The organism is Nostoc sp. KVJ20 (genome assembly GCF_001712795.1).
Classification (GTDB): domain Bacteria; phylum Cyanobacteriota; class Cyanobacteriia; order Cyanobacteriales; family Nostocaceae; genus Nostoc.
In genome coordinates this window covers 16774-28315 of the sequence record NZ_KV757609.1, presented here as the reverse complement: position 1 = coordinate 28315, position 11542 = coordinate 16774, and the positions used below count along the sequence as shown (strand labels likewise).

Below are 11542 nucleotides of genomic sequence, written 5' to 3'. Positions count from 1 at the left end.
GCCAATTAGTCCAAACTCAAGTAAATTTAGAGATGAGGAAGAAGAAAAGTATTTTGAAAAATTAGGTAATTTATATCAATATACGCCGCCAGAATATGGATTCATCGGGCGAGATTTGGAGATTTTGAAGATTGAGAAGGCTTTGTTTCGTCATAATATTTTGCTGTTGCAGGGAATGGGAGGAACGGGAAAAACTACGCTGTTAAATTATTTGCGTAGTTGGTGGCAGACGACGAACTTTGCACCGGAGATATTTTATTTTGGTTATGATAAACAAGCTTGGACGCTGACACAGATTTTGTTTGACATTGGCAAACGGTTATATAAAAAGTTTGAGTTTGCAAATTTTCAAGCGATGAATTTAACTGCTCAGATGCAGAAATTACTGGCTAAATTACGGTCAGAATCTCATATTTTGATATTAGATAATTTGGAGTCGGTGACGGGACAAGCTTTAGCGATTCAAAATACTTTAGCGTCAGCCGAGCAAAAGCAACTGCAAGATTTTTTGACGCGGTTGGTAGGGGGAGAAACACGGGTAATTTTAGGTTCTCGTAGTGATGAAACTTGGTTGCAAGGGGCTTTTCGACAGAATATTTATCAATTGCGGGGATTGGATGCGGAAGCGAGGACGGAGTTATCTAATAAGATTTTAGAACGGAATGTGGGGGATAAAAGGAAGATAGGTAAGATTCGGGAAGAGGAAGATTTTCAGAAATTGATGAAGGTGTTAGCGGGGTATCCGTTAGCAATGGAAGTAGTGTTAGCGAATTTGAAAAATCTGTCATCCCAGGAAATTTTGGCAAAGTTAGCAGCAGCAGATATTAATTTAGATACGGGAAGTGAAGATAAAACCCAGAGTATTCTCAAATGTGTGGAATATTCCCATAGTAATTTGTCGCTAGATGCTCAGAAGTTATTATTGTGTTTGGCTCCCTTTAGTGGGTTTATTGATAGGAGCGATATTCCTAATTATGCCAAGCAATTACAGAAGTTAGAACAGTTTCAGGATGATAATTTTGATAAGTTTGATGAGGCAATTCAAGAAGCGATAAATTGGGGTTTGCTCTCGCTTATCAATGAAGATATTCCTCAATTATTACAAATTCAACCTGTTTTTCCCTTCTTTCTCAAAGCAAAATTAGCAGAAAGCGATGCAGCTACCCGCGAAGCCTTACGAGAGGGTTTTAAAAACCACTATATTGGTTTAGCTCGTTCCTACAATCGCTATATGGAATCGAAGGAACCGCAAGAACGGCAGATTGGGATTTTTTTCTGTCGGCTGGAGTATGAAAATTTATATAATGCCTTGCAAATTTGTTTAGAGAAACAAGAAACTATTGATATTTTCTTTTGCTTGTTTCAATACTTTTATATAAATAATGATATTCCAAGTAGTTTGAAACTGTCGGAATTTGTCTGTAACGCACAAGTCGCTTATCCACCAGAAATTAGAACAGGTGAGATAGGTTTGGAAATTGTGATGGCACTCGATCGCCTTGCTGTGGGTTATTTACAAACACAAAATTATCCCCAAGCCCAAAAATCCTATTTGCGGGTTATCGAATTATCTCAACAACTCCAAGGCGTAGAAGCAACACAAATCAAGTCTTCCTTAGCTAGCACTTACCACCAGTTGGGAAGGGTTGCCGAAGAGTTGCGCCAATACGACCAGGCACGGGATTATTATCAACAAGCCCTGGAAATCAAAATCGAATTTGGCGATCGCTACTCCTGTGCTAGGACTTACCACCAGTTGGGAATTGTTGCCCAACAGTTGCGGGAATACGACCAGGCACGGGATTATTATCAACAAGCCCTGGAAATATATATCGAATTTGGCGATCGCTACTCCTGTGCTAGCACTTACGGACAATTAGGATTACTCGCACAAGCAGAGGAGAATTACGCGGAAGCTAGGGCTAATTTGCAGACAGCGTTGGAGATATATGTTGAGTATCAGGATGAATATATGGCTACGGTGACGAGGGAGATTTTAGAGAGTTTACCGGAGTAGGGGAAATAGGGGCGATAGTTTTATAGTGCAATTAATCTTCACTTTCCTGACATGAATCTTCTTGGGGAGGATGCCAACCAGCACGAACCCATAACCGACGAGATTTTTGAATAAATCCATTGCCATTACGTTCATCATTCATATCAAGCCGATTACAAGTTGCCCTACCGATAGGGGTTATACCAACAATTTTTATACAATCGAGCGACCAAATAAAATGTTCAGACCACTTTTGCTTTCGAGGATTAAATAAATTGACTTCTTGTTTTGTTTCTGGATCGATACCTGATATGAAATTATAACGACGCTCGTTACAGCGACGACAACATAAAGCTAAATTTTCGACTTCATCCGAACCCCCCAGAGATTGTGGAATAAGATGGTCTACAGTGAAGCGGTCTGTGTTTATAAATTCTGGGGAGTGGCAATATTCGCACAGGTATTTTGCTCTTTCTGCAACGATTTCTCGGATGTAATTGGAGACCATGTAGATTCAGAAGCTAAAACCGAATTAGCGTAAGTAAAAATTTGCGCTAATTCAGATATACCATCTAACTCTGCTTTTTCTTCGGCTGTAATTAATCCCAATTTACTTTTTTCTAAAAGCTGATCCGAACGAGATTGTAATTCGTCGGTAAATTTAAAAATATTGAGATTATTGACTTTTTCCAATTTTATTCCCGTTTCTAACCAATATGAAGGTTCAATCATCAATTTGGGAGTCGTCATAGGTTGGAATATGGAATGCAACTTCTATATTTTAGCTTTTGTACCCAAACATGCGATCGCGTTTGAGTTGTGGAGAGGTGCGATCGTTTTCTGAAAAGCAATTTAACTTCAACTACTTTGTTGCTGTTCCAACCAAGTTACTAAATCATCCATCTCAGACATTCTTAATAGCGCTCGACATAAAGCCTCTAATTGTTCAATTTTCAAAACTTGAATTTTTTGATAAATTGATTCATCAATCTCGCCAAAACGTTCTTCTAGCAGAGACATAGATAAAGAAGAAGCTTCTTGTTGTTTTCCTTTTTGCAAAATATCTTGATAAATCACTGATTCTTGCATAATATCCTCACTTAACAATTGACGAATCAAAGTTTTGTCGAATCGCAAACCAGCTAAAATTTCTGTATACCCGGCAATATTTTGTTTTATCAAACAGAATTCAGGAGTCAGGAGTCAGAATTCAGAATGAATTTTGACCGAAAAAGCGGATCTGAATCCCCGACTGATTTATTCTGACTTCTGTTAGAGGATGTTTGAAAAGTCCTCTTGTAGGTATCAAAAATTTTAGATCCCCCTAAATCCCCCTTAAAAAGGGGGACTTTGATTCCGGTTTCCCCCTTTTTAAGGGGGGTTAGGGGGGATCTAAAGTGCCTAAAGTCACAGCGAAATACTTTTCAAACAACCTCTTAGCGCAGCGGGGCGAAGCCCATTCTGACTTCTGAATTCTTCTTCAATGCATCTGTATTTTATTTCCCAGGTGGTAAAGTTCCCCCGTCACCTACATCGGTATACTTACAATAAACATTCAAGCCGATTTTAAGGATGTAGAGAATAATAATAGTAGCGATCGATGGATCGAGAGGAATTGCGGTTAAAGCCATGAGGGATGTAATCGCTGCCGTAAGTAATACAGCGTTTTCTGGACTTTTGGTATAATCGCTCAAACGTGCCCGAAAACCTTCATTTCCGCAAAGTTCATCCCGCAACACATCTAATGTAGTTTGCCAGATTTTTTTTACTCCCATCGCCGATTGTCCGTTTTTCTCAATCCACAGTTCCTCAAAGGAGGTTTCGAGATTACCGTTGTGACGTTCTACAGCATCAATAGCTTTATTTGCTGGTTCATATTCTTTAAGTAATTCGCGTGCTGATTTGATTTCGTCTAGAGTTAATTGTGCATTCATACTGTTTTAGATTTAAAGCAACTATAGCAATCCGATAGCGAAGCGGTAGCGAGTCAGATGCTCCTGCGTCGCTAACGCTGCGCTATCGAGCGTCTTTAATTTTTGAATCACTTGTATAGATAAGGGACTGGGGATTGGGGACTGGTGACTGGGAAGAAGGAATAAAGATGTACTGAGTCTTGTTCAAAAATAAAATAGGAGTCCTATACAAAACTGCCTACTTACTTAGTCTCCCAAATAAATACCCATACCACGAGCGGTTTTAACTAAAGTACCATTGGGATCGACAGCGCTATATTGAGCGATCGCTTCGGTAATTGATACACTTAATACTTGGCGATTTTGCCATGTCACCATGCGATCGTATTTACCCTCAGCAATAAGATTAACCGCTGCTACGCCAAAGGCTGTTGCAACTAATCTATCTAGTGGTGAAGCAGTTCCACCACGTTGAATGTGTCCTAAAACTGTAACTCGCGTTTCTACACCAATGTGTTCAATAATTTTATCTGCCAAATATTCGCCAATTCCACCATATCGAGATTGACCTAAACGATTTGTAATCGTCACATTTTCCCCATCGTGGGTACGAACCGCTTCGGAAACGATTATCAAACAATAGTTTTTGCCTTTCTCTTGGCGTTCTTTGATTTTGTGACAAATATGCTCAACTGTGTAAGGGATTTCGGGAATTAAAATTACATTTGCTCCCCCCGCAATTCCCGCAGCTATTGCTATGTGTCCGGCGTCACGCCCCATTACTTCCAAAATCATGACTCGGCTATGACTTGCAGCAGTAAAATGCAACCTATCTAATGCTTCCGTAGCAATATTTACTGCTGTATCAAAACCGATAGCATGTTCAGTAACGCCAATATCGTTATCAATAGTTTTGGGAATACCTACTAGATTAATGCCGCCTTGTTGGGCGAGGCGACGCAGAATTGCCAAGCTACCATCACCGCCAATACCAATCAAAGCATCTAAACCTAGCTCATGATAACCTGCAATGATTTCTTCGGAGCGATCGCATAAACTTCCATCCGCCATTGGAAAAGCAAAAGGGTCGCCTTTATTGGTTGTCCCCAACATTGTGCCACCCGCAGTTAACAGTGAGTCAACTTGATCTACTTCCAGTTTTGTGAATTGTGGCGGACGCGCCATTAATCCTAGAGTCGCTTGACGAATTCCCAAAACCTCCCAGCCGTAAGTATCCACAGCACAATTTACTACAGCCCTAATCACAGCATTTAAACCAGAACAATCACCTCCACTGGTAAGAATTCCTATACGTTTGCGTTCTCCCATCTTTTTTATTGACATTTTGATTCAAAGATATTGAGTAGTCGATGAAACTTAAGCCAAAGTTACCAAAACATTAAACCTAAGCAAAAAACTTCCCTGCAAATGCCAAAGTAATTTTATGTTTATTTTGTGTCTAAAAACAAAACATAAGTTTAAAAATTTAGAACTCAGCAGCCAAAAGTTAGAAATTATCTGGATTTGGTATGATTACCGACGCAATAAGGTAAATTTAGAGTTTAATTTTTTTAACATTCTGACTACTGAATTGTGACTCCTGAATTTTACAACTAAGGTTATCTCAGCTGTAAAATGTTAAGTGTAGAGCCAGTAGTAGATTAAACCTAAGCAAAATCAATCCTCGAAAATGCTAGGGTGTTTTTATGCTTGTTTTGTGTCTAAGAAAAAATCAAGTTATCCCAGCTGTAAAATATGAGGGTGGAGCCAAAGGTGTCTAGTATTGAAAATTACAACTTCTCTTTTTCAGGAGAAGTAACAATCCCACAAGCTCCTCCTGAATTTAAGTCAGGTTTTATCGGTATTGTTGGTCGTCCAAATGTCGGTAAATCTACTTTGATGAATCAATTGGTAGGACAAAAAATTGCCATTACATCACCAGTAGCGCAAACTACACGTAACCGTTTGCGCGGTATATTAACTACACCAGAGGCGCAGTTAATATTTGTAGATACGCCAGGAATTCATAAGCCCCATCATCAATTGGGCGAAGTATTGGTGCAAAATGCTAAAATTGCCATTGAATCGGTAGATGTAGTCCTATTTGTGGTAGATGGAGCAGTAGCTTGTGGTGCTGGCGATCGCTATATTGCCGAATTGCTCAGTCGCAGCAAAACCCCAGTGATTCTGGGCGTGAACAAAACCGACCAACAACCTCCCGATTCTCAGTTTCTAGATGATAGTTACGCCCAAATGGCCCAGACTCATGAATGGGAAATCGTAAAATTTTCTGCCAAGACGAGTTCAGGATTACCCCAACTTCAAGAATTATTAATTGAACATTTAGAAATTGGGCCGTTATACTACCCGCCAGATTTGGTAACTGACCAGCCAGAACGCTTTATTATGGGTGAATTAATCCGAGAACAAATTTTATTATTGACTCGTGAAGAAGTACCCCATTCAGTAGCGATCGCAATTGACCTAGTAGAAGAAACTCCCAGCATTACCCGTGTACTTGCTACCATCAACGTTGAGCGCGATTCTCAAAAAGGTATACTCATTGGCAAAGGCGGAGCAATGCTCAAAGCAATTGGTAGTGAAGCCCGCGAGCAAATCCAAAAGTTAATTGCTGGTAAAGTTTACCTCGAATTGTTTGTCAAAGTCCAGCCAAAATGGCGACAGTCGCGGATTAGTCTAGCAGAGTTAGGTTATCGCGTGGAAGAATAATAATTTGTCATTGGTCATTGGTCATTAGTAATAATAATAGTAATGGCAAGTAAAAAAGCAAATGACAAAGAACAAAGGACAAATGACAAATGACAAATGACAAATGACAAATGACAAATGACAAATAATTAATAAAAATGTCTTTAGATATTCGCTATCCCTTAAATTTACCGGTCAATGCTCCGCCATTGCGCGTGTTAATTGTCGAAGATGATCCGATGATGCAACTGGGATTAGAGCAATCGTTAATGGCTCATCCTCAGATAGAGATAGTTGGACAAGCCGAAGATGGTTATTTGGGAGTTCAAGCAGCACTGCAACTGAAACCTGATTTGGTAGTTATGGATATTGGATTACCGCGATTGGATGGCATTGCTGCGACACAGCAAATTAAGGCGGCTTTGCCAGCAACTCATGTGGTGATGCTGACATCTCATCAAACGGAGACAGAAATTATTGCCGCACTATCTAGCGGTGCAGATGCGTATTGTATTAAAGGCGCAAGTGTGGAACGATTGTTAAGTGCGATCGCAGCCGCAGTTGATGGTGCAGCCTATCTCGATCCCCAAATTGCGCGGCGAGTGATTGACAATCTCAAACCGCCTACACCCACTAGCAACAACGCCAACTTATCTGGACGCGAGTTAGAAGTGTTGAAACTCATGGTAGACGGGTTGAGTAACCCAGAGATTGCCGAAAAACTCTATCTTAGTCCCAACACCATCAAAACTCATGTCCGGGGGATTATGAATAAATTAGCAGTAGACGATCGCGTGCAAGCAGCAGTTGTAGCACTACGTTCTGGGTTAGTTTGATGTCAGAAGAAATTCAAACCTTTACTACTGAATATCTTGACAAGTGCGCTCATTTATATGTTGAAGTGTTCAATAGTGAACCTTGGAATGAGCGATGGACTTTTGAGACTGCAAGAACAAAGTTGTTTGAAATTCTCAATACACCGGGTTTTGTCGGATTTGTATTCAAACAGGATGAACTGTTAGGATTTGTGGCAGGTTATTGTAAGCAAGGGCCAATAAGTAAAAGCTTTTATCTGGAAGAAATTTGTGTCCAATCTCATAAGCAGCGTCAAGGAATTGGAACAAAGCTACTTAAAAAATTAATGGACACTCTAACTACGATGGAAGTCACTGGGGTTTATCTGTTGACTAACAAGGATGGACAAGCAGAGGCTTTTTACAGCAAGCATGGCTATCAAAGAAGCCAGCATTTGATTTTTATGGCAAAACGATTTTAAAGTAGATAGAAGTTTTGCATCAATTACGAATTGAACATAAAACAAATGCAGCAAAATACAGAAATCAACCTCAGCAAAAGTAAGATTACTGGTGCATCCAAACTTAAAAATGAATTTCTCACTTTCTGCCCTACAAGCCGTGAAGAGTGGCGGAAATGGTTAGAGACAAACCATCGCACCTGTTTCGGTGTCTGGCTCATTTACTACAAAGTAAAAAGTGGTAAGCCAAGTGTTCGATATAGCGAAGCGGTAAAAGAAGCCTTATGCTTTGGCTGGATTGATAGTAAAGTCAAATCATTAGATGAAGAACGTTACATGCAAATCTTTACACCTCGAAAGCCGAAAAGTGTGTGGTCAAAATTAAATAAACAATATATTGAAGAACTTATAGAACAAGGTTTAATTAGTACAGTTGGACTAGAAAAAATCGAAGCTGCAAAACAAGATGGATCATGGAATTCCTTAGATGCGATCGAAGCCTTAATAATTCCCTTCGATTTAAAGCAAGCCTTAGAAGCAAACACAACTGCCAAAGAGTATTTTGAAGCATTTAATAACTCATCTAAAAAGAATATCCTTTATTGGATTGACAGTGCAAAACGTCCAGAGACAAGGTTGAAGAGAATTGAACAAACCGTCAACTCAGCAGCAGCGAACAAAAACCCATTGGTACGATAAAAAAGCCGCTGAAGTTCGCCGAATGCTCAACTTTTCTTACCGTTGGCAAACCTACGAATTTCTCAAGCGTGAAAAAGCCTACTTAGGGGATGTTTTAAAAGTCCTCTGGTTGGTAGCAAAACGTTTTAGATCCCCCTAAATCCCCCTTAAAAAGGGGGACTTTGAGAATTTTTTGCCCCCCTTTTTAAGGGGGGTTGGGGGGATCAACAAGTGCCTAAAATTACAGCCAACCACTTTTAAAACATCCTCTTACTTGCTTTACACTAAAGATGATCTGGAGCAAGATGTTTAAAGCATCTGCATCATTTGCGCTATACAAATTTGATAAACTTGCCCATCTGCTGCATCTTTGGCTTTAAAGTCTACACGAATTTTTAATCCCATTTACAATTAGAGGCGTACATATATATGTACGCCTCTATAACCGATTGATTTGTTGCCAAGATTTTTGAAAAATAGAAAAATAGTCTACCTCAATGCATTTTAGTTAAAAGAGTTTGAGAATTGATTAGGGTCTAAATCAGAAGGAAATAATAAAATTTCCTTGCCTTCTAAATATGCTTTTTGGTGAAGCAAAATTGCTTTTTCCAAAGAACAATATTTAATTGGAACCCATCTGTCGCTATAAAAGTAGACAGTTACTCGGCTCATTGCATACTCTTTCAACGGCAGTGGAAGAGACCAGGACGAATCCACAGTTTGAACCTTAGCTGTTGAGTCCATGCTTTGAACCTCAGTTATTAAGTATATTTACTTTCACTCATTAGGATGATTTAAAGTAACTGTCATAAGTAATAAGAATTTGTCTTTCAATTGTATCTTTAGATAAAAATTCAAATCATTAAAATAGACATTCCCAGTCATAAGCTGGGAACAAAACAATCTATCAAAGCTTTGTCTAGACTGGCTTGTAGGTTAAGTTGACACCAATGAACAGCGGTTCACCCCTACGTTTTAATTCTCTCGTCTTGCCCCTTTGCCTAAAAGTCTGATTCTCAATTACAGAGTTCAAAATTAAGAATTATCCAAAACTGTACTAGTGTTGATGCACTCGTTCTAACAACCATAACGATGCGACAGTACCCACAAAGTGAGCAGCAATCCCAGTGATATCTGCCACAGCCACAAAAACATCCATCGGTCGAATAATCCTGTAAGGGTCGCTGATTGCTACTCCTGGAGTTTGGGATATAGATTTTGCCATTAGCACGAACATAGTTGAACTAGCACCTAAGAGAGTTAATAATATTCCTACTAAACCCACAATTATCCCCAAACGAAGGATTTTAGTTGTATCTGGCTTACTAGGATGCAAAGCCGGATTGTGATTTTCTAGAGCTTTGCCTATGCGAGTGTAACGAAAATCCCAATAGAGACTGAATAACAACAGTACAATTCCGCATACGGCCCAAAATATGCCAATGCTAAGACCGGCATTCTGTTGCTGAACAAAACGACGACCAGTCAAGGCAAACAACAAAGCAAAGACCGAAACTACTCCAATTGCCAATTGTGCCCACAAAGTAATCCAGCCTGTAAGGCGAATAGTATTACCAATTCCTCGTGTTTCTGGTGCTAGCGACCGCGTTTCTGATTCTATTTGCATATCAATTACCATGAAATCTAAAATCCCCCTACTGCCAAGGTTATTTCCACAATTCGCCTCATACCCCCATCCCTAGACATAATCACCTCAAAATCTTGGGGAATAAAATTTTAATGAGCATGGGGCATTGGGCATTAGGATAAGATTTGTTTTCCAGTCCCCAATCCCCATTCCCCATTCCCCAGTCCCCATAATTTAAAATCCTGCCAAACGATTTAAAGGTTTCAAACTCAGGGACGATGAAGAATTAGCAATTAAATTGACAAAATCACACTATAAAGAGTGATATTAAGCGATAGATAGCGCTTATAAAGGACTAACGGTCATGATTAAATCTTGGATGGTGATTGGGGGTGTGGCTTTCTTGGTTGCCTTAGCAGCTAATGTGATTACGCCTAGCGATCGCCAGTGGTTCAAGCGCTTACAACGACCGAGATGGCTAACTTTTGAGGGTGCGATTCCAATTATCTGGACTGTAATATTTATTTGCGGTGCTTGGTCAGCTTATATTGTCTGGGAAAAAGACCCAGGAAGCACCTCAACCTGGCTAATCATGGGTTTATATCTGCTTTTAGAGATTGTCACCATTGCCTATACGCCTGTAATGTTTAAGCTTCGCAGTCTGAAAGTGGGTACAATTCTTGGTGGCACAGGTTTGATCATTTGTATTTTATTGATACTTGCAGTCTTAGGCTTTTCTGGTTGGGCTGCACTATTACTAGTTCCTTATTTGCTCTGGAGTCCCATTGGTACTTATACCACTTGGCAGATGGCGAGTCTCAACCCTCAAGATGCCTAAGATTCGCACCAGCGAATGATTCAACATATTCCCTAAATTGCCAAACTTGCAGTGTATGACTTGACAAAATACACAAAGCTTGAGTGCAATATGATTCCATCTTGGATAATAATTGGGGCTGTAACTTTCTTCATCGCCCTTGGTAGTTTCTTGATTACGCCGCATGATGTTAAATGGTTTGCACTGTTAAGTCGCCCTCGCTGGCTAGTTTTTGAGCCGTTGATTCCCCTCATCTGGACTGTGATTTTTATTTGCGGTGCAGCTTCAGCTTATATCGTCTGGCAAAAAAATCCAGGAGGGATAATTACTTGGCTACTAATGGCTTTGTACCTCTTGGTGGAAATTATTACCGTCGCTTACATACCTATAATGTTGAGGTTTCGCAGTCTCAAAGCTGGGGAAATTCTTGGGCTAATTGGTTTGATTTTAGCCGTTGTCCTTGCAATCTGCGTTTTGCCGATTTCTCTAATGGCGGTGCTGTTTCTCCTTCCCTATCTAGTTTGGACTCCCATTGGTACTTACACCACCGACGAGTTAAGAGAGTTAAATCCTCAAGATGCATAAC

At 39.9% G+C, this 11542-nt stretch carries 14 protein-coding genes; 7 read left to right on the top strand and 7 right to left on the bottom strand.

Features of this window, described 5'->3' with window-relative positions; all coding sequences use genetic code 11:
• A partial coding sequence (locus A4S05_RS43300) for a tetratricopeptide repeat protein (RefSeq protein WP_141699720.1) occupies window positions 1–2017 on the top strand: 2017 nt, incomplete at its 5' end.
• Window positions 2018–2048: 31 nt separating this feature from the next.
• Here A4S05_RS43300 and A4S05_RS14170 read toward each other — a convergent pair.
• The 5 genes from A4S05_RS14170 to A4S05_RS14150 all read right to left on the bottom strand — a co-directional run bounded on the left by A4S05_RS14170 (window position 2049) and on the right by A4S05_RS14150 (window position 5238).
• Complete coding sequence (locus A4S05_RS14170; RefSeq protein WP_069070472.1) at window positions 2049–2504, bottom strand: HNH endonuclease; 456 nt, start codon at window positions 2502–2504, stop codon at window positions 2049–2051.
• A complete protein-coding gene (locus A4S05_RS14165; protein ID WP_176727008.1) occupies window positions 2423–2746 on the bottom strand; it encodes a hypothetical protein in 324 nt (107 codons plus the stop codon). The genes A4S05_RS14170 and A4S05_RS14165 overlap by 82 nt, the downstream gene beginning before the upstream one ends.
• 108 nt (window positions 2747–2854) lie before the next feature.
• Window positions 2855–3178, bottom strand: a complete 324-nt coding sequence (locus tag A4S05_RS14160; protein WP_370684444.1) for a DUF4351 domain-containing protein — start codon at window positions 3176–3178, stop codon at window positions 2855–2857.
• A 314-nt stretch (window positions 3179–3492) separates the two neighbouring features.
• A complete protein-coding gene (locus tag A4S05_RS14155; protein ID WP_069070471.1) occupies window positions 3493–3930 on the bottom strand; it encodes a hypothetical protein in 438 nt (145 codons plus the stop codon).
• 225 nt (window positions 3931–4155) lie between these two features.
• Window positions 4156–5238 carry an ATP-dependent 6-phosphofructokinase gene (locus tag A4S05_RS14150; RefSeq protein ID WP_069070470.1) on the bottom strand — a complete coding sequence of 361 codons (1083 nt, stop codon included), beginning with the start codon at window positions 5236–5238 and terminating at the stop codon, window positions 4156–4158.
• Between the two features lie 426 nt (window positions 5239–5664).
• Here A4S05_RS14150 and era point away from each other — a divergent pair, with 426 nt between their 5' ends.
• The 4 genes from era (at window position 5665) to A4S05_RS14130 (ending at window position 8572) form a co-directional block, all read left to right on the top strand.
• Window positions 5665–6639 (top strand): GTPase Era, encoded by a 975-nt coding sequence (gene era / locus A4S05_RS14145; protein WP_069070469.1) that lies wholly within the window; start codon window positions 5665–5667, stop codon window positions 6637–6639.
• 137 nt (window positions 6640–6776) lie between these two features.
• Window positions 6777–7454 carry a response regulator gene (locus A4S05_RS14140; RefSeq protein WP_069070468.1) on the top strand — a complete coding sequence of 226 codons (678 nt, stop codon included), beginning with the start codon at window positions 6777–6779 and terminating at the stop codon, window positions 7452–7454.
• Window positions 7454–7894 carry a GNAT family N-acetyltransferase gene (locus tag A4S05_RS14135; RefSeq protein WP_069070467.1) on the top strand — a complete coding sequence of 147 codons (441 nt, stop codon included), beginning with the start codon at window positions 7454–7456 and terminating at the stop codon, window positions 7892–7894. The genes A4S05_RS14140 and A4S05_RS14135 overlap by 1 nt, the downstream gene beginning before the upstream one ends.
• A 45-nt stretch (window positions 7895–7939) precedes the next feature.
• Complete coding sequence (locus A4S05_RS14130) at window positions 7940–8572, top strand: YdeI/OmpD-associated family protein (protein WP_069070466.1); 633 nt, start codon at window positions 7940–7942, stop codon at window positions 8570–8572.
• Window positions 8573–9055: 483 nt separating this feature from the next.
• Here A4S05_RS14130 and A4S05_RS14125 read toward each other — a convergent pair whose 3' ends face one another.
• Entirely contained in the window at window positions 9056–9295 is a 240-nt protein-coding gene (locus tag A4S05_RS14125; RefSeq protein ID WP_256090976.1) for a hypothetical protein, read from the bottom strand.
• Window positions 9296–9608: 313 nt separating this feature from the next.
• On the bottom strand, window positions 9609–10178 hold the full coding sequence (locus tag A4S05_RS14120) for a DUF3611 family protein (protein ID WP_084227106.1): 570 nt from the start codon (window positions 10176–10178) through the stop codon (window positions 9609–9611).
• A gap of 325 nt (window positions 10179–10503) precedes the next feature.
• On the opposite strand from A4S05_RS14120, the gene A4S05_RS14115 reads away from it, so the two are divergent.
• Window positions 10504–10977 carry a TspO/MBR family protein gene (locus tag A4S05_RS14115; protein WP_069070464.1) on the top strand — a complete coding sequence of 158 codons (474 nt, stop codon included), beginning with the start codon at window positions 10504–10506 and terminating at the stop codon, window positions 10975–10977.
• Between the two features lie 90 nt (window positions 10978–11067).
• A complete protein-coding gene (locus A4S05_RS14110) occupies window positions 11068–11541 on the top strand; it encodes a TspO/MBR family protein (protein WP_069070463.1) in 474 nt (157 codons plus the stop codon).
• Window position 11542: the final 1 nt, after the last annotated feature.